Raw genomic sequence first — 17,760 nt, forward strand, 5'->3', positions numbered from 1 at the left:
ATGGTGGCGTGCTGCCGCGGGGGGCGGCAAAGGCCGCGGCGCGACTTCGGCACCTGCCCCGCCCCTGCCGGGTCCGCCCCAAAAGGGCGGGCCGGCAGGGGACTTGGCGAAGTAGGCGGCGGGCGGGTCACGGCGGGAGGGGCCGGCGACGGCCCGGGCGTTCAGCCCCGTGATGCGCGGCCATGTGGCCCCCACAGGGGGGCCGGGCCGCGCCCCTGGCACGCCCGGCGTGCCCCGCACCGCCTAGGAGGCACTGGATGAACACCAGCGTGACGCGCCCCGACGCCCATATCGGGGCGCTGCTGCGGCACTTCGGAGATCTTCGCGACGGCACCCACGGTGACGGAGCCGTCTCGCGCGCGGCCAAGGAGGAGCTGTTCGAGCGGGCCGTCGCGCTGCTGGACCCCTATGCCCGCCAGGTCTTGGAGGAGTTCAACACCCATCTGCTCAACGGGGCGGGCCAGGTGCGCGTGAGCGGTGCCACCCGGGCCCGCGACGGCGGTCTGGCGGCCACCTGGGCGCTGACCTGGCCCCAGCAGCGCGATGAGGGCATCGACCCGATCAGCCTGGTGGCGCACTACGGCCGGGGCTTTCACCATCCGCACCTGCGCGGCGCCACCGTCGCGGAGTGGCCGCTGAACGTCTTCAGCGACGCCCAGGCCGCCGCGGAGGTGCCCACCCTGCGCGCGATCGCCACCGCCGACCTGCACAACCTGGTCTTCCAGCGCGACTTCCGCATCGTGCCCGCCATCACCGACCCGCACCGCGCCCCCGCGGGCGCCGCACACCAGGAGGCCTGATGGACCGGGCCCCGCTGCGCCTGTCGGTACTGGACCAGTCCCCCATCGGCGAGGACCAGTCGGCCGCCGAGGCCCTGCGCGCCTCCGCCGGCCTCGCCCAGAGCGTGGACACCCTGGGCTACACCCGCTACTGGGTGGCCGAACACCACAACTCCCCCGGCTTCGCCGGCACCGCCCCCGAGATCCTGGCCGGACAGCTCCTGGCCGTCACCCGCCACCTGCGCGTGGGCACCGGCGGCGTCCTGCTGCCCCGCTACCGGGCGGCGAAGGTCGCCGAGGTCTTCAACGTCCTGGCCGCCCTGCACCCGGGCCGGGTCGACCTCGGGATCGGGCGCGCGGGCGGACCCGCCGACCGCTTCCCCGCCCAGGTGGAAGAGGTACGCCTGCATCTGGGCCTCATCGACGGGCGGCGCCCGGAGACCGACCAGAGCGCGCCGGTGCCCCCGCAGCTGTGGCTGCTCGGCGCGGGCACCAACTCCGCCCGCCACGCCGGGCAGCTGGGCGCCTCCTTCGCCTACGCCTACTTCCTGACCCACAAGCCGGGCGGACCGGTCCTGGACGCCTACCGTGCCGCCCTGACCCGCGCCGGGCAGCCCGGGCGGCGCGGGGTGGTGGCCGTGCGCGCGGTGACCGCGGACACCGCGGCCAAGGCCGAGGAGCTGGCCCAGAGCGTGCTGCTGTGGCGCAGCCGCAAGGACCTGGGCCAGGACCTGCCCCTGCCCTCACCGGCCAGCGTGCGCGCCCACCGGTGGAGCTCCCTGGAGACGGAACGGGCCGCGGTGCTGCGCCGCACCCTGGTGGCGGGCACCCCCGAGCAGGTCCACGCCCGCCTGAGCGCGCTCGCCGCCGACCACGGCACCGACGAGCTCCTGGTGAACACCCTCACCGCCGACCCCGCCGACCGGGTGCGCTCCTACCAACTCCTCGCCCAGGCCTTCCAGCTGACGGCCCCCCGGCCCGACGCCGTCCCCGTCTAGGACAGCGCAGCCAGCACGGCGCCGCACACGCGCACAGAAGCGGGAGAGCCCGGTCCGGGCTCTCCCGCTTCTGCTGTGCCCCCAGGAGGTGTGCGCACGAAAAGAAGGGGGCGGCCGTTGGGATACGGCCGCCCCCGGGGGGGTCTGGGTCCTCCTGTCTGCTGTTGTGGCCTGTCCTGCGGTGGATGCGTCTGGTCCGGCGTGCGGCTATCGCGTGCTCCTCTCGCCGGGGGCTGTCATCTGCCTCCTCCTTTCTTCTTCGGTTGTTCTGCCGCTGGCGGGATCGGGGAGGTTCGGGGTCGAAGGGGCGGGGGTCAGGGGCCGAAGGGACGGGGTCGGGGTCGGGGTCGAAGGCGGTCGGGGGGCTGGTGGCCGGGGTCGGGGTCTGATGGCCGGCAGGCCGGGGTCGGGGGCTGGTGGTCGGGGGTGGGGGTTACTGGGCGTCGATCTCGTTGCGGTAGACCATGAGCTTGGCGTCCTTGGCCACGTAGTAGTGCTGCACCGAGTAGGCGATGGTGGCGAAGTCCAGGCGGCCGTCGCCGTTGAAGTCGGCGGTGGCGATGCGGGCCACGGACTCGTCGGAGACCCGCCACTTGGCCCAGACGCCGTTCTTCAGGTCGATGGCCTTGTAGTACATGACGCCCTGCCAGGGCCACGGGCCGCGCAGGGCGACCAGGAACTCGTCCTCGCCGTCGCCGTCGAAGTCGGCGGTGACGATCTGGTGGCCGGGGCCCTCGCCGTTCTCGTTCGGGTCGCCGTAGACGTCCAGCAGGACGCGGTTCCACTCGACGTCCTCGGGCCGGCCGTCGGTGGCCTTGGTGTAGACGGCGACGGTGTTGCCGTGGAAGGGCTCCACAGCGGCGACGTAGCCCATCGCGTCCTCGCCCATGCGGCCGACGTTCAGGTCGCCGCTGCCGCGGAAGCCGGTCTGCTCGAACTGGGTCAGTTCGCCGGTGCCGATGAGCTTGCGGACCCACTCCTTCTTGTTCTCGTCGTAGAACATCCAGGTGACGCCCTCGTCGGAGGCCAGCAGGAGGGACTCGCGGTCCGAGCCGGGGATGAGGCCCTGCTTCTTCTCCGCGCCGTGGATCATCCGGTAGTGGCAGTCGTCGATGACCGTCATCGGCCACTCCTCGGCCGTCTGCGCGTCGTCGGGCTGGGTGAACATCACCACCGGCAGGACGGCGTGGACGTCTTCCTTGGCGACGATGGGCAGGCCGATGATCTCCAGGCGCTCGGTCTGGGTGAAGTAGCCGGCCCGCAGGCGGTGCATGCCGGTGGCGCGGCCCACGTAGTGCCTCTTCCAGCGGGACTCGTCCTTGTCGGGGCTGCCGGGGTTCTCCAGCCAGTCGATCTTGCCGCCCTCGGTGTTGGCGTCCTGGATGGTGCCGATGGGGCCGTAGAGGTCGTAGCAGAGGATGATGTCGGGGCGGCCGTTGCCGTTGACGTCGGCGTAGTCGGCGCCGACCGGCATCTTGATCTTGTCGGCGACCAGGCGGCGGGTCCACTTCTCGTCGTTCTGGTACCAGTAGATCTCGCCCAGGCGCAGGCCGTAGCCGAACAGGTCGGGCTTGTTGTCGCTGTTGAGGTCCGGGGCCTCCAGCCAGTAGCCGTCGCGCAGCTGGTCGGCGACGAGCTCGGCGGTGAACTTCGGGGCGCGGAAGGCGGACAGGGAGTCGGCGCTCATGGTGGTTCTCCTTGGGGTGTCGTGGGGCGCGGCGGCCAGAGGAAGGCAGGGGGCGGGGGTCAGGGGGTGAGGCGGTGGTATTCGACGGCGAGCCAGACGCAGTCGGTGTCGGCGTAGTACTGGTGCCAGGGGTAGTGGTAGGAGCCGTCGGGGCCGATGGTGCAGAAGGGGTCGGGGGTGGTGTAGCCGGGGCTCATGCGCAGGTCTTCGTAGAGGCGGGTGTGGTCGGGGGCGGTGAACTTCTGCATGCGGCCCAGGCCGTGGACTTGGGTGTGGACTTCGATGAAGTCGTGGCGGTTGTGGATGTGGCAGTCGGTGCCGGCCGGGGCGAACCAGAGGTTGGCCTTGATCTGGAAGTCCTGGGCGCGGGCGGGGGCGGGGGTCTGGCCCAGCAGGTGGGCGGGGTCGAAGCGGGCGGTGCCCGCGTCGTCCTGGGGGCTTTTGAACAGGGGGGTGGTGCGGGGGAAGGCGGCCTCGTCGGGGAGCAGGTCGGCCAGGTGCTGCCAGCCCGGTTCGCCGGTGATGGCGCCGATGGGGGCGTCGAGGTCGGTGCGCAGCAGGATGAGGGTGTCGGCCTCCTGGATGCGGGTGTCGCGCAGGATCGTGGAGGACAGGGGCGGGATGCCCTTGCGGGGGTGCTCGCTGATGGTGACGGGGCGGGGCTGGGGGTTGACGACGAGGGCGGTGCCGTGGACGGCGTAGTCGCGGGCGTGGGTGATGAGGGTGGCCTTGACGTGCGGCCCGGAGAAGTTGAGCTCCGTGGCGGTGTGGGTCTGCTGGCGGCTGGCGGTGGTGGTCATGGCGGTGCCTCCTGCCGGGTCGTCGGTCCTTGCCGGGTGGGGACGGGCGCTCAGGCGCGGGCGAAGGTGGCGGTGCGGGCCAGCTCCGCGGACAGCTCGTCGATGGCGATGGCCGGGGTGAACTGGTCGGGGGCGGGGCTGTCGCCGAAGTAGTGGGCGATGGCGTCGACGGTGCGCTCGGTGGCGCGGCCGTCGCCGTAGGGGTTGGTGGCGTTGGCCATGCGGTCGTAGGCGCCGGGGTCGCGCAGGAGTTCGCAGGCGGCCTGGACGATGCCGGACGTCTTGGTGCCGACCAGGCGGGCGGTGCCGGCGACGACGGCCTCGGAGCGCTCGGTGACGCTGCCGAGCACCAGGGTCGGCTTGCCGAGGGCGGGGCCTTCCTCCTGGGCGCCGCTGCTGTCGGAGACGATGAGGTCGGCGCGGCGCATCAGCTTGCTGAAGCACAGGTAGGACAGCGGGTCGACGACCGTGATGTTGGGGTGGTTGCCGATGCGGGGCAGCAGCGCGTCGCGCACGACGGGGTTGCGGTGCAGCGGGATGACCACGCGGACGTCGGGCTCGTCGGCGATGCTGGCGAAGGCCTCGGCGATCTGCGGCAGGTCCGGCCAGGCCTCGCGGCGGTGGGCGGAGGCCAGGACCACGCGGCGGTTGTCGCTGTCGAGGTCCTCGATGGCGTCCGAGCCGTAGTCCTGGGCGCGGTCGCTGGCCCAGCGCAGGGCGTCGATGACGGTGTTGCCGGTGACGACGATGGTGTCGTCGGCGATGCCCTCGCGCAGCAGGTTGGCGCGGTTGCCGGGGGTGGGGGCCAGGTGCAGGGCGGAGACCTGGGCGACCAGGCGGCGGTTGCCCTCCTCGGGGAAGGGGGAGTTGAGGTGGCCGCTGCGCAGGCCGGCCTCGACGTGGATGACGGGGATCTGGTGGTGGAAACCGGACAGGGCGCCGGCCAGGGTGGTGGCGGTGTCGCCGTGCACGAGGACGGCCTCGGTCTGCAGGTCCTTGAAGACCTCGCCCAGGCCCTGCAGGGAGCGGGAGGTCACCTGGGACAGTGTCTGGCGCGGCGCCATGATCTCCAGGTCGATGTCGGGCCTGAGGCCGAAGGCCTCCAGGGTCTCGTCCAGCATCTGGCGGTGCTGGCCGGTGGAGATGACGGTCGGGGCGAAGCGCGGGTCGTCCTTCAGGGCGCGGATGACGGGGGCGAACTTGATGGCTTCGGGGCGGGTACCAAGGACAACGGCTACGGAACGCATGGCTTTTATTCCTTTTCTGTGTCAAGGGAGAGGAAGGCTCATGAAGGGCTTTACGGAAGGCGCGGCACCGGATGTCGGGGTGCTCATCGCGCCGGGCTCATCAGGGGCGGCCCGTTTTATCCGCGGGCGGCGCTTGCGGTGTTTCCCGCCTTGGGGATTCCTTCCGGTTTCCCTGCTGGCACTAGATATCTTTCCTGTGAGCTAGTTCCGCGTCAATTGAGCTTTCTCCCGCCGGTTGCACAGGAGTTGGACACCCGCGCCCCCTCTTTTCCGGGAAAGGGGGCGCGGACATGCGAAAACCCCCGTGCCCGGACATGCGAAACCCCCGTGCCCGCGAGGCGGGCACGGGGGTTTCCCGGGCTCTGGGGCGCCGTGCGGCGCCCGGTGCGCGGCTGGGCGCGCGGGCCGCTCAGGCGCGGACGATGGCCAGCACCTCGTCGCGGACGCGGGCCATCACCGCCTGTTCACGGGCCTCGACGTTCAGGCGCAGCACGGGTTCGGTGTTGGAGGCGCGCACGTTGAACCACCAGTCGGCGCCGCTGACGGTGAGCCCGTCGAGTTCGTCCACGCGCACGCCCTCACGGCCCCGGTAGGCGGCGTGCAGGGCCGCCAGGCGGGCCTGGCTGTCGGTGACGGTGGAGTTGAGCTCGCCGGAGCCCGCGTAGCGGTCGTAGGCGGCCACCAGGCCCGACAGGGGGCCGTCCTGGCCGCCGAGGGCGGCCAGGACGTGCAGGGCGGCGAGCATGCCGGTGTCGGCGTTCCAGAAGTCGCGGAAGTAGTAGTGCGCGGAGTGCTCGCCGCCGAAGATCGCGCCCGACTTGGCCATCTCCTCCTTGATGAAGGAGTGCCCCACGCGCGTACGGACCGGCGTGCCGCCGTTCTCCCGCACGACTTCGGGGACGGTCCAGGAGGTGATCAGGTTGTGGATGACGGTGCCGGAGCCGCCGTTGCGGGCCAGTTCGCGGGCGGCGACCAGGGCGGTGATCGCCGAGGGGGAGACCGGCTCGCCCCTCTCGTCGACGACGAAGCAGCGGTCGGCGTCGCCGTCGAAGGCGATGCCCAGGTCGGCGCCCTCTTCGCGCACCCGCTGCTGGAGGTCCACGATGTTCGCCGGGTCCAGGGGGTTGGCCTCGTGGTTGGGGAAGGTGCCGTCCAGCTCGAAGTACATCGGTACGAGTGTCAGGGGCAGGCCCTCGAAGACGGTGGGCACCGTGTGACCGCCCATGCCGTTGCCCGCGTCCACGACCACCTTCAGCGGCCGGATCCCCGACAGGTCGACCAGGGACCGCAAGTGCGCCGCGTAGTCCCCCAGGGTGTCGCGGCGGGTGAGCGCGCCCGCCGCGGTCAGCGAGGGCGGCGCGCCCTCGGCCAGCCAGCGCTCCACCAGGGCGCGGATGTCGGCCAGACCGGTGTCCTGGCCCACCGGGGCGGCGCCCGCGCGGCACATCTTGATGCCGTTGTACTGCGCCGGGTTGTGCGAGGCGGTGAACATCGCCCCCGGCAGGTCCAGGGCGCCCGAGGCGTAGTACAGCTGGTCCGTGGAGCACAGGCCGATCTGGGTGACCGCGCAGCCGCCCAGGGCCGCGCCCTGGGAGAAGGCCAGGGCCAGGGCGGGCGAGGTGGGCCGCATGTCGTGCCCGACGACGATCGCGGCCGCGCCCGTCACCCGGGCGAAGGCGGCGCCGAAGAGCTCGGCCAGGGAGGCGTCCCACTGCTCGGGGACGATCCCGCGGATGTCGTAGGCCTTGACCAGGCCCGACAGATCGGCGCCGCCGGCCGCGGCGGCACGGGCGGCGACGGAGGTGGCGGCAGTGACGGCGCACTGGTGCGCGGCGTGGTCCGAGGTGAGGGACAAGGGGGTGCCTCCGGTTCGAGGGGAACGGAACGTACGGGAGGAGAACGGGACATGCGGGGGAACGGGAAGGACGGGGCCCGTGCGCGGGGTGCGGTGCGCGGGGGCCGGGCAAGTGGGGCCGGACGGGGGGAGGTTGCCCCCCGGGGGGCGCGCCGGGGGTTGCGCCGGGGGCAGCACGACGCCGGGCGCGCGGTCCGCGGGGGGTGCGGCGGCGCGCCCGGCGGCGGGTGGCCCCCGCCCCTTGGGGGAAGGGGCCCCGAACAGAGGGCGGGGGCGGGGCGGTCCCTAGCGGCGGGGCAGTTCCACCGACAGGGAGTGGCGGAAGACGTCGGCGGGGTCGTAGCGCTTCTTGACCTGCTGCAGACGCGGGTAGTTGTCCTTGTAGTAGAGCCGCTGCCAGGGCACGCCGGAGGTGTTGCGCTTAGGGTCGGCCACGTCCCGGTCGGGGTAGTTGATGTAGCAGCCGTCGGTGCGGTCGTCCAGGACGGGCACTCCCCCGGTCCTGGCGAAGAAGTCCTCGTACAGCTCGCGCACCCAGCCCAGGTAGAAGTCGTCGTCCTTCTTCTCGGCCCAGAAGGTCTGGAAGCACATCTTGAACACCGAGCTGCGCTGGGCGTTGGCGGTGGCGTCCGGGGCCAGGGCGTTGACCTGGCCGCCGAAGGAGAACAGCACCAGCATGGTGTCGGGGTTGTGGAAGTCGGCGCGGGTCATGTGCTTGTACAGGGCGGCGACCTGGTGGTCGGTGAAGTTCTTGCGCATGTAGCCGGACTTGTGGGCGCCGCGCGAGGTGGGGTTGGTGATGGTGGGGTTGTCGGTGCCGACCAGGCGGGTGGCCTGCAGCCAGGGCATGCGCCGGGGGGTGTGCAGGCCGGGCATGGCGGGCAGTTCGCCGTTGCCCCGGGCCAGGGTCCCCGGGCGCAGGCCGGTGCCGGCCAGGACCGCGTCCAGGAAGGACCGCAGCAGCCCTTCGGCGCCCTCGACGCCCGCGTCGACCTGGGTGAACATGCCCAGGCTTCCGTGGGCCCTGGCGCTGACGTTGAACAGGCTGCTCAGATGCCGGTAGGGGGAGTCGGGGGCGCTGTGCTCCTCGTGCCAGGCGCCCCAGTTCTTCAGCAGCCGGGTGAAGCGGGTCTCGGTCAGCTGCTCCCAGGGCAGGTCGATGGCGCTGACCAGGACGGTGGAGGGCGGCTTGAGCAGCTGGTCGGCCGGGTCGCTGCCGTGGGCCTGGGGCGAGCGGAAGTAGTAGCGGGTGATGAGGCCGAAGTTGCCGCCGCCGCCCCCGGTGTGGGCCCACCACAGCTCCCGGTGGGGGTCGTCCTTCTCGCGGGTGGCCAGCACGGTGCGGGCCTTGCCCTTGGCGTCGATGACGACGACCTCGACCGCGTACAGGTGGTCGGAGACCAGGCCGTGGGCGCGCGAGAGCAGGCCGTAGCCGCCGCCGCTGATGTGCCCGCCGGCGCCGACGCTGTAGCAGATGCCGCCGGGCACGGCCACGCCCCAGCCCTTGTAGAGGGTTTCGTAGACATTGAGCAGGCGGGCGCCGGGCTCGACGGTGAAGGCCCGCATCCGCTCGTCGTAGCCGACGGCCGTCATCGGGGAGAAGTCCAGGATGACCTGGGTGTCGGGGTGGGCGGCGAAGTCGGCGAAGCAGTGGCCGCCGCTGCGCACCGAGATCCGCTTGCCGTCCTTGACGGCCTGCTCCAGGGCCGCTTCGGCGTCCGCCGCCGATGTGATCATTTTGATGTAGTCGGGTCTGGCCACGAACCGCTGGTTGTTGCCGGTGGTCAGCAGCGGGTAGCGGGGGTCGTCGGGGCCGATGAGGGCCCCGGCCGCCCGCGGCGCACGCGTGGCCGGGGCCGCGGCGGCGGGGGTGCTCAGCAGGGCGGGGGCACCGGCTGTGGCGGCGACCGCGGCCCCCGCGACCGCGGCGCCGCGCCCTATGAGCGTGCGGCGATCGACATCGTTCATCGTCAGCTACCTCGTCTTTCGACAGCTCGTCACGGGCCCGCGCGACAAGGCGGGGCCCGGGAGCGGACCGGCCCGGCGGATGCCGGGCCGGAGCACTTCGCCCAAGAGGGCGGCAGCACAAGAGGGTTGAAGGGGGCCAGGGACAAAGGGGGGGTGGTCAGGCGGGGGCCTGGGCGGGGGCGGTGCCCGTCTCCTGCGGCTGGATGTCACCGGCGGTGGCGGCATCGCCGTCCGGGGAGGGCCCGCGGCCGCGGCGGTCCAGGCGCACCGAGTACGCGGCCACCGCCAGCGCGCCGCCGGCCAACAGCGCGCCGATCCAGTTCGGCGCGGTGTAGCCCAGGTCGTGGTCGATGGCGAAGCCGCCCAGATAGGCGCCCACGGCGTTGCCCAGGTTGAAGGCGGCGATGTTGGCCGCCGAGGCAAGCGCCGGGGCGCCGTCGGCCTTCTGCAGCACCCGCATCTGCAGCGCGGGCACGGTGGCGAAGCCCGCGGCGCCGAACAGGCCCAGCGTGATGGCCGCGGGCACCTGCGCGTGCGCGGTGAACACGAAGATCACCAGGACGGCGCTGAGGGCGGCAAGCGCGATCGACAGGGTGCGCATCAGGGCGCGGTCGGCCAGGCGGCCGCCGAGCACGTTGCCCGCGCACAGGCCGACTCCGAAGATGACAAGGAGCCAGCTGACCGCGCCGTCGGAGAACCCGGCGACCTTGGTCATCATCGGGGCGATGTAGGTGAAGGAGGCGAAGACCGCGCCGAAGCCGAGCGCGGTGACCGCCAGGGCCAGCCACACCTGGCCGCGGCGGAAGACGGCGAGCTCGCTGCGCAGCCCCCCGGAGTCCTCGCGCGGCTGGGGCGGCACCAGGGCCAGGATGCCGAGCAGGCCCACCACGCCCAGGCCGGTGACCACCCAGAAGGTGGAGCGCCAGCCGAAGTGCTGGCCCAGGAAGGTGCCCATCGGCACGCCCAGGACGTTGGCGACGGTCAGGCCGATGAACATCAGGGAGATCGCGCGGGCCTTGCGTTCGGGCGCGACCAGGTTGGCGGCGACCACCGAGCCGATGCCGAAGAACGCGCCGTGCGTCAGGGCCGCCACCAGACGGCCCGTCATCAGCAGGGCGTAGCTGCCGGCGACCGCGCACAGCAGGTTGCCCAGGATGAACACGGCCATCAGCACGGCCAGCATGGTCTTGCGCGGCAGCCGGGTCCCGGCGGCGGTCATCAGCGGGGCCCCGACGACCACACCGAGCGCGTAGCCGGTCACCAGCAGGCCGGCGGAGGGGATCGAGACGCTGAGATCGTCGGCGACCTCCTCCAGCAGGCCCACGATCACGAACTCCGTGGTGCCGATGCCGAAGGCGCCTAAAGCCAGCGCCAGAAGGGCGATGGGCATCTTCTAACTCTCCTTGTCGTGGTGGTGCCAGGTGGGGGTGCGCACACCGCGTCCCGGGTGGTCTTCGAGCAGGGCCCGCAGGCGTCTGCGGCCGCGGTGCAGCCGGGAGTTGACGGTGCCGGAGGGGATGCCGACGGCCGCGGCGATCTCCTCGTAGCGCAGGCCCTCGACATCGGCGAGGTAGACCACGATGCGCAGCGCGGCGGGCAGGGAGCGCATCGCCTGGCTGATCGCCGCGTCGGGGATGCGGTCGACGACCTGGGCCTCCACCGAGGCGAGCCCGGCGGAGGTGTGGGAGGCGGCGCCCGCCTGCTGCCAGTCCTCGATGTCGGGCACCGGCGCGAAGTGCGGCCTGCTCTTCTGGCGCCGGTAGGAGGTGAGGAAGGCGTTGGTCAGGATGCGCGACAGCCAGGCCCCCAGGCTCGTGCCGGGGCGGAACTGGTGGAACCCGCGGTAGGCGCGGGTGTAGGTCTCCTGCACCAGGTCCTCGGCATCGGCCCGGTTGCGGGTCAGCCGCAGCGCGTAGGCGTACAGGCGGGCCCGGTGGGCCAGCGCGTCGCGTTCGAAGCGGGCCGTGCGCTGCTCGGCCGTCTCCGGCCCCGGCACGGCGGGCCCGGGGCCGGGTGGGGCCTTCGCCGCCCGCACCGCATGCCAAGGGCCCGGCGGCCCCGCGGGGCGGCTCGGGCTGGACAGGGTGCTGGTGCCGCTGCGGGCCGCGGCGGACGCGGGCTGCGGTTCCATGGGGCGTTTCCTTCGGTACGGGGGCAAAGGGGCGAGTGCGGGAGGAACAAGAGGGCGGGGGCGGAGGGGAGGTGAGGGGCGGTGCGTCCCCGGCGGGGGAGACTCAGGACGCACCGCCGGTCTGGTGTCCCCGCGGCGGGCCCCGGCGCGCACTGCCCTGCTGTGCTGCTCCCCCGCGTCCGGGGGGGCGGTGCGCAAGGAGCGGGGCGGGGCGGGCCGGGCGGGCTGCTACTGGGGGTGGCCGTGCTCGATGGTGTCGGCGAAGTGCTGCCAGGCTCTGGCGCATTCGGCGGCGGCGGCCGCGACCATGCCCGCCCGGTAGGAGGGCACGGAGGCGGTGATGCGTCTGAACTGGGCGGGCAGATGCATCTCCAGCAGGCGCAGCAGCAGCCGTCCCGTCTCGCTCTGGCGCAGTGAGGGGTCCTTGCACAGGCTGGTGAAGACCCGCTCCAGGCCCGGCCCCTGGCCCGCGGTGCGCGCCGCGGGCAGCGGGCGGTCCCGCGGTGTGGGCGCGGCCCGTTCGTGCCCGCCGGGTGCCGGGCGGACCGGGCCGGGGGCCGCTTCGGGGGCTGCTTCGGGGGCCGCCTCGGGGGTGCGCAGGGCCGGGGGCAGGGGGTCCTCGCCGCGTTCGAGGCGGGCGCGCACATCGCGCACGGTGCCCGGGGAGACGCCCGCGCGGCGCGCGATGTGGCGCAGCGAGGCCTGCGGTTCGGCGCTGATGAGCCGGCTGGCCGCACGGCGTCCGGCCACCGGGTCCACGGGGCGGAACTTGCCGTCCTGGCCCACGCGCACCGCGGGGGCCGCCTCGGGCGGCATGCCGCGGCGGCGCAGGGCGGCGACCGTTTTGGGGTCCAGGCCCGCGACCGCGGCGATGGCCCGGTCCGACCACTGGGTGTGCGTGATGATGATGCGGGCGGCGGCCGCGGCGCGTTCGGCCAGGGTCAGCGGCATGCCGTGGGCGATGTTGCTCTCCACGGCGAGGACGAAGGCGTCTTCGGTGCTGCCGTCGAAGTAGGTGACCTCCACCAGGTCGCGCTGCTGCATCAGCGCCGCGCGCAGCCGGTGCATGCCGTCGATGACCCGCATCGTCTCGCGGTGCACCAGGATCGGCGGCAGCACCGCGCCGCAGGCGCCCAGGGTCCGCGCGTGCTGGAGGTTCTCTCCGATGCGCGGTGAGTCGGCCGGGCGCAGGACGGCGATGGGCACCTGGTGCACGGCTCCGTCCCGGGCCGTCTCGGCACCGGGGGCCGCCGTGCCGGGCGGGCCGGGCGGCTCCAGCAGGTTTGACCGGTGCGGGAAGCCGGGGTGTTCTTCGGGGTTGACGCCCATGCTCGGTGCACCTCCTCCACAGGGGGTCGAAACCGGCGTCGGCGGTGCGCGCGAGGCGGCCCGCCGCTGGCGCGGGGGATGCCCCGTCCAGCACCCCCCGACCGTACATAGCTGTCGTTCGGTTTTTCCGCCGCCCGTGGGCGCCGCGGCGCGACCTGGGCAAGTCCTGCGGCCCGGGCGGGGCCGGGGTGTGCAACCGGGGAGTTTCCGCGGTTGCACACCCCGGGCGGGGCGGCCCCCGGTGTGCGGCCGGGGGCCCGGCCTGGCGCGGCGGGGTCAGGCCGCGGAGGCCAGCGAGTGCTGCGCCACGAAGTCGCGCAGCCAGGAGCGGAATTCCGGGCCCAGGTCCTCGCGCTCCCAGGCCAGGCGCACGGTGGCGCGCAGGTAGTCGGCGCGGTCGCCGGTGTCGTAGCGCCGGCCGCGGAAGACCACGCCGTGCACCGGTCCGGCCGACGCGGTCGCGGCCAGGGTGCGCAGTGCGTCGGTGAGCTGGATCTCGCCGCCGCGGCCCGGCGCGGTGGTGCGCAGCGCCTGGAAGATCTCCGGGGCCAGGACGTAGCGGCCGATGACCGCGTAGTTGCTGGGGGCGGTGCCCGGTTCCGGTTTTTCCACCAGGTCGGCGATGGCCACCACGTCGCCGCCTGCGCCCGGGCGCAGGCGGGCGCAGCCGTACAGGTGGGTCTGGGCGGGGTCGACCTCCATCAGGGCCACCACGCTGCCGCCGTGCTGGGCCTGGACCTGGGCCATCTGGGCGAGCAGCGGGTCGCGCGGGTCGATGAGGTCATCGCCCAGGAGCACCGCGAAGGGCTCGGCGCCCACGTGGCGGGCCGCGCACAGCACGGCGTGGCCCAGGCCGCGCGGGTCGCCCTGGCGGATGTAGTGGATGTCGGCGAGGTCCGTGGGGGCGCTGACCCGCTGCAGGCGGTCGGCGTCGCCCTTGCGGCGCAGGGTCTCCTCCAGTTCGTGGTTGCGGTCGAAGTGGTCCTCCAGCGGCCGCTTGTTGCGCCCGGTCACCATGAGGATGTCGGACATTCCTGCGGACACCGCTTCCTCGACGACGTATTGGATAGCGGGTTTGTCCACGACCGGAAGCATTTCCTTGGGCGTGGCCTTGGTCGCCGGGAGGAATCGGGTGCCCAGGCCCGCGACGGGAACAACTGCCTTGGTAATACCGACAGACGCGACATTCATGGGATTCACGCTAGGGGCGTGTTACCGGGCGTGGAAGCAATAGGGGGCGCGCAAGGGCGACTTCGGCAATTGTGCGGGGCACTGTTGTGGTGGGTGTTCTCCCCTCCCGTCTAGACTGCGCTGCTGACGGGGAATTCCGGCGGCCGCCCACGGCGGGCGGGCGGCACCGAGTGCGGGAGCGGGTACGACGTGAGGGCTGAGACGGCCGGGCGGCGCGGCGGGCAGCAGGTGCCCTCCATGGAGCTGGCGCAGCTCGCGGCGCGGCTGTGTGCCGCACTGGATGCCACCACCAACAGCAGGGTGGCCCAGCACGGGCTGACCCGGGCGGACTACGACGTGCTGGCCGCGCTGCGCGGTGCGGGCGGTGAGCTGCGGCTCAAGCCCACCGAGCTGGCGGCGCGCTGCCGGCTCTCCTCGGGCGGCACCAGCAATGTGCTGCGCCGGATGTCGGAGTCGGGCTATGTGGTGCGCGAGGCCGATCTGGCCGACGGGCGCAGCGCCTGGGCCCAGCTGACCGAGGAGGGCCTGCTGATCACCTCGCGGATCCAGGACGGGGTCGCGGCCGTGCAGGAGCGCCGCCTGGCGCTGCTGCCGCCGGGCGCGGTGGACGCGCTGTCGGCGCTGCTGGCCCAGGCCGCCGAGGTCCTCGAGGCGCCCGAGTAACGCGTAGCGCCCCGGGGCAGGGGGTGTTCAGGCCGGTACGCGGCTGCGGGCGTGCAGGGTGTGCACGGCGCGCAGCAGGCGGGCGGCGTCGGGGACGCCCTCGGTGCGCCAGGAGCCGATGACCAGGGTCGGCACGGTGTGGATGCGGTGGGCGGCCCGGGCCTCCTCCTGGGTGGCGCGGTGGTGTTCGGCCGCCTCCGGGGAGGCGGTCCAGGAGGTGAACCGGCCGCGGTCCAGGCCGCTCTCGCCGGCCAGGGCGGCCAGGGTGTCCAGGTCGGCGATGTCCTGGTCGTGGTGGAAGTAGGCATCGAAGACGGCCGTGTCGTAGGCGTGTCCGGCGCCGTGGCGCCAGGCGAAGGTGTGCCCGTGCATGGCCAGGTCGGTGCGCGGCAGCGGCCCGGAGGGGGCGGTGGTGAAGGGCACGCCGAGCCGGTCGGCCATGGGCACCACGGAATTCTCCCAGACGCCTTGCGGATAGTCCTTCTTGCCGCCGGCCGGTATGCCCCCGGGGTGCAGTTCGTAGGGGCGCCAGCGCACGGCGTGGTCCTGGGCGAGGCCGGTATCGGCGATCACTTTGCCCGTCATGACGGAGAAGGGGCACAGATAGTCGAACCAGACGTCGATAGTGAGGGACATCAGGACTCCTTACACAAAAACAAAAGCAGGAGGGGCGCGGTTTCAGGGGCGGCGCCGCGGGCTGCGGTGCCGCCCGCGGGAACGCCGGCGCCGGGTGCCTGGGCCCGCGGCCCGGCACCCGGAAGAAGGGGGCCGGGGCCGCGGGGCGGGGCGACGGAAGTGCGGTGTGGCGGGAGGCTGTTGTCGCACGGGGCAGGGGGCGGGGGTGGGATATCAGGGCAGGGGGTGGTCTCCGGCAGGGCGCAGGACAGCCCGGGCCGGGGGCGGGGGCGGGGGCGGGGGTGGGGGTGGGGGTGGGGGCGGCTGGCAGATGACGACGTCGTCGAGGACGGCGATCAGGCGCGGCACCGGACCCGCGCCCCCGCCCCCGCCCGCGGCCTCGGTGAGGTCGGTGAGGTCGCTCAGGGGGTGGATGGCGATGGCCAGCCGGCAGGTGCCGGTAGTGCCGTCGGCGCGGTGGGTGCGCAGGCCCAGGAGCAGGCCCAGGGCCTGCCCGGCGGGCCGGGGGCCGGGCGCGGCCAGGGCGAGCTCCTGGATGCTGACGCGCTCCAGGGCCTGCCCCGCCGGGCCGGGCCGGGCCCGGCGGGCTCCGGTGCCGGGCGGGCGGGCGGACAGCCAGGCGGCCAGGGCGCGTTCCAGGCGGTCGAAGGGGATGGCCAGGGCGGTGCAGGTCACCGGGTCGCTCCGTGGCGGCACACGCAGAACCAGTAGAAGCTGTGGCCGGTCAGGCTCAGCTGGTAGGGGCGCGGGCCGATGGCGGGGAAGGTGGTCTGGCCGGTGACCTCCACCGGGACGACGCCGTTGTAGGCGCGCAGGTCGAGTTCGACCGGCTGGGGGTGGCGCGAGAGGTTGTTGACGCACAGCATCTCGGTGGGGTGGCCGTCCTCGTCGAAGTGGCGGCGCACATAGGCCAGGACCGCGGCGTTGGAGGTGGGTATCTCCTCGAAGTCGCCCAGGCCGAAGGCCTTGTGGTGGCGGCGCCGGGCGGCCAGCATGCGGCGCGTCCAGCGCAGCAGGGAGGCGCGGTTGTCGCGCTGGCTCTCCACGTTGACGGCCGGGTAGCCGTAGACGGGGCCCAGGTTGGTGGGCAGGGTCAGGCTGGCCGGGTCGCCGTCGGAGAACCCGGCGTTGCGGTCGGGCGTCCACTGCATGGGGGTGCGCACCGCGTCGCGGTCGCCCAGCCAGATGTTGTCGCCCATGCCGATCTCGTCGCCGTAGTAGAGGATCGGCGAGCCGGGCAGGGAGAGCAGCAGCGCGGTGAACAGCTCGATCTGGTCGCGGTCGTTCTCCAGCAGGGGCGCGAGCCGGCGGCGGATGCCGATGTTGGCGCGCATGCGCGGGTCCTTGGCGTACTCCGCGTACATGTAGTCGCGTTCCTCGTCGGTGACCGTCTCCAGGGTCAGCTCGTCGTGGTTGCGCAGGAACAGGCCCCACTGGCAGGCGGCGGGGAGTTTGGGGGTCTTGGCGAGGATCTCCGAGACGGGGAACTTCGACTCCTTGCGCACGGCCATGAACAGGCGCGGCATGAGCGGGAAGTGGAAGGCCATGTGGCATTCGTCGCCGCCGCGTTCGTAGTCGCCGAAGTAGTCCACGACGTCCTCGGGCCACTGGTTGGCCTCGGCCAGCAGGATGCGGCCGGGGTAGTGGGTGTCGATGACCTCGCGCACCCGCTTGAGGAAGGCGTGGGTGGCGGGCAGGTTCTCGCAGTTGGTGCCCTCGGCCGCGTACAGATAGGGCACGGCGTCCAGGCGGAAGCCGTCGATGCCCAGGTCGAGCCAGAATCTGAGGGCGGAGATGATCTCGTCCTGGACGGCCGGGTTGTCGAAGTTCAGATCGGGCTGGTGGGAGAAGAAGCGGTGCCAGTAGTACTGCTTGCGCACCGGGTCGAAGGTCCAGTTGGAGGTTTCGGTGTCGACGAAGATGATGCGGGCGTCGGGGTACTTCTCGTCGTCGTCGGCCCACACGTAGTAGTCGCCGTAGGGGCCTTCGGGGTCGGCGCGCGAGGCCTTGAACCAGGCGTGCTGGTCGCTGGTGTGGTTCATCACGAAGTCGGTGATGATGCGCAGGCCGCGCGCGTGGGCGGCCTCCAGCAGGGCGCGGAAGTCCTCCAGGGTGCCGAACTCGGGCTGCACCGCGCGGTAGTCGGACACGTCGTAGCCGCCGTCGCGCAGCGGCGACTGGAAGAACGGCGGCAGCCACAGGCAGTCCACGCCCAGCCACTGCAGATAGTCCAGCTGGGAGGTCAGCCCCTGCAGGTCGCCGACGCCGTCGCCGTCGCTGTCCTTGAAGGAGCGCACCAGCACCTCGTAGAACACCGCCCGCTTGTACCAGTCGGGAGGGTCGGTCACCGCCTTGGTGGACGGGGTGACGGGCACGGGCGCGCGCCGGGCGGTGGTGGCTTCGGCCTGGTCGGTGCTCAAGGGTTCCTCCAGGTGACGATGCGGGTCCCGGAGTGCTCCGGGCGGTTCGAGGGGGC

General features: G+C 73.0%; 15 protein-coding genes. 3 read left to right on the forward strand and 12 right to left on the reverse strand.

What is annotated here, in order from left to right:
* Nucleotides 1-257 precede the first annotated feature (257 nt).
* Nucleotides 258-800 carry a hypothetical protein gene (locus C9F11_RS00400; protein WP_138957336.1) on the forward strand — a complete coding sequence of 181 codons (543 nt, stop codon included), beginning with the start codon at nucleotides 258-260 and terminating at the stop codon, nucleotides 798-800.
* The gene (locus C9F11_RS00405) at nucleotides 800-1,777 is read left to right on the forward strand and encodes an MsnO8 family LLM class oxidoreductase (protein WP_138957337.1); all 978 of its coding nucleotides are present in this window, start codon (nucleotides 800-802) and stop codon (nucleotides 1,775-1,777) included. The genes C9F11_RS00400 and C9F11_RS00405 overlap by 1 nt, the downstream gene beginning before the upstream one ends.
* Before the next feature lie 433 nt (nucleotides 1,778-2,210).
* Here C9F11_RS00405 and C9F11_RS00410 read toward each other — a convergent pair whose 3' ends face one another.
* The 9 genes from C9F11_RS00410 to galU all read right to left on the reverse strand — a co-directional run bounded on the left by C9F11_RS00410 (nucleotide 2,211) and on the right by galU (nucleotide 13,985).
* A complete protein-coding gene (locus C9F11_RS00410) occupies nucleotides 2,211-3,464 on the reverse strand; it encodes a VCBS repeat-containing protein (RefSeq protein WP_138957338.1) in 1,254 nt (417 codons plus the stop codon).
* Nucleotides 3,465-3,523: 59 nt separating this feature from the next.
* Nucleotides 3,524-4,264, reverse strand: a complete 741-nt coding sequence (locus C9F11_RS00415; protein ID WP_138957339.1) for a hypothetical protein — start codon at nucleotides 4,262-4,264, stop codon at nucleotides 3,524-3,526.
* Between the two features lie 50 nt (nucleotides 4,265-4,314).
* The gene (gene wecB, locus C9F11_RS00420; RefSeq protein WP_138957340.1) at nucleotides 4,315-5,511 is read right to left on the reverse strand and encodes a UDP-N-acetylglucosamine 2-epimerase (non-hydrolyzing); all 1,197 of its coding nucleotides are present in this window, start codon (nucleotides 5,509-5,511) and stop codon (nucleotides 4,315-4,317) included.
* Nucleotides 5,512-5,920: 409 nt separating this feature from the next.
* Nucleotides 5,921-7,273: a phosphomannomutase/phosphoglucomutase gene (locus tag C9F11_RS00425; RefSeq protein ID WP_138965834.1), complete on the reverse strand. Its 1,353-nt coding sequence runs from the start codon at nucleotides 7,271-7,273 to the stop codon at nucleotides 5,921-5,923.
* Nucleotides 7,274-7,651: 378 nt separating this feature from the next.
* Nucleotides 7,652-9,334, reverse strand: a complete 1,683-nt coding sequence (locus tag C9F11_RS00430; RefSeq protein ID WP_138957341.1) for an FAD-binding protein — start codon at nucleotides 9,332-9,334, stop codon at nucleotides 7,652-7,654.
* Between the two features lie 157 nt (nucleotides 9,335-9,491).
* Nucleotides 9,492-10,724, reverse strand: coding sequence for an MFS transporter (locus tag C9F11_RS00435; protein ID WP_138957342.1), 1,233 nt, complete (start codon nucleotides 10,722-10,724; stop codon nucleotides 9,492-9,494).
* 3 nt (nucleotides 10,725-10,727) lie between these two features.
* Entirely contained in the window at nucleotides 10,728-11,465 is a 738-nt protein-coding gene (locus tag C9F11_RS00440) for a sigma-70 family RNA polymerase sigma factor (protein ID WP_138957343.1), read from the reverse strand.
* Nucleotides 11,466-11,693: 228 nt separating this feature from the next.
* The gene (locus C9F11_RS00445) at nucleotides 11,694-12,794 is read right to left on the reverse strand and encodes a ParB/RepB/Spo0J family partition protein (protein WP_138957344.1); all 1,101 of its coding nucleotides are present in this window, start codon (nucleotides 12,792-12,794) and stop codon (nucleotides 11,694-11,696) included.
* A 276-nt stretch (nucleotides 12,795-13,070) separates the two neighbouring features.
* On the reverse strand, nucleotides 13,071-13,985 hold the full coding sequence (gene galU / locus C9F11_RS00450) for a UTP--glucose-1-phosphate uridylyltransferase GalU (RefSeq protein WP_138957345.1): 915 nt from the start codon (nucleotides 13,983-13,985) through the stop codon (nucleotides 13,071-13,073).
* A 189-nt stretch (nucleotides 13,986-14,174) separates the two neighbouring features.
* Here galU and C9F11_RS00455 point away from each other — a divergent pair, with 189 nt between their 5' ends.
* Nucleotides 14,175-14,648 (forward strand): MarR family transcriptional regulator, encoded by a 474-nt coding sequence (locus tag C9F11_RS00455; RefSeq protein ID WP_249401525.1) that lies wholly within the window; start codon nucleotides 14,175-14,177, stop codon nucleotides 14,646-14,648.
* Between the two features lie 27 nt (nucleotides 14,649-14,675).
* Here C9F11_RS00455 and C9F11_RS00460 read toward each other — a convergent pair whose 3' ends face one another.
* The 3 genes from C9F11_RS00460 to treS form a co-directional block, all read right to left on the reverse strand.
* Entirely contained in the window at nucleotides 14,676-15,284 is a 609-nt protein-coding gene (locus tag C9F11_RS00460; protein ID WP_138957346.1) for a DsbA family protein, read from the reverse strand.
* Nucleotides 15,285-15,497: 213 nt separating this feature from the next.
* A complete protein-coding gene (locus tag C9F11_RS00465) occupies nucleotides 15,498-15,959 on the reverse strand; it encodes a hypothetical protein (protein ID WP_138957347.1) in 462 nt (153 codons plus the stop codon).
* Nucleotides 15,956-17,659, reverse strand: a complete 1,704-nt coding sequence (treS, locus tag C9F11_RS00470; RefSeq protein WP_138965838.1) for a maltose alpha-D-glucosyltransferase — start codon at nucleotides 17,657-17,659, stop codon at nucleotides 15,956-15,958. Before treS ends, C9F11_RS00465 begins: the two co-directional genes overlap by 4 nt.
* Nucleotides 17,660-17,760 lie beyond the last annotated feature (101 nt).

The sequence above is a fragment of the Streptomyces sp. YIM 121038 genome (genome assembly GCF_006088715.1).
Lineage (GTDB): Bacteria > Actinomycetota > Actinomycetes > Streptomycetales > Streptomycetaceae > Streptomyces.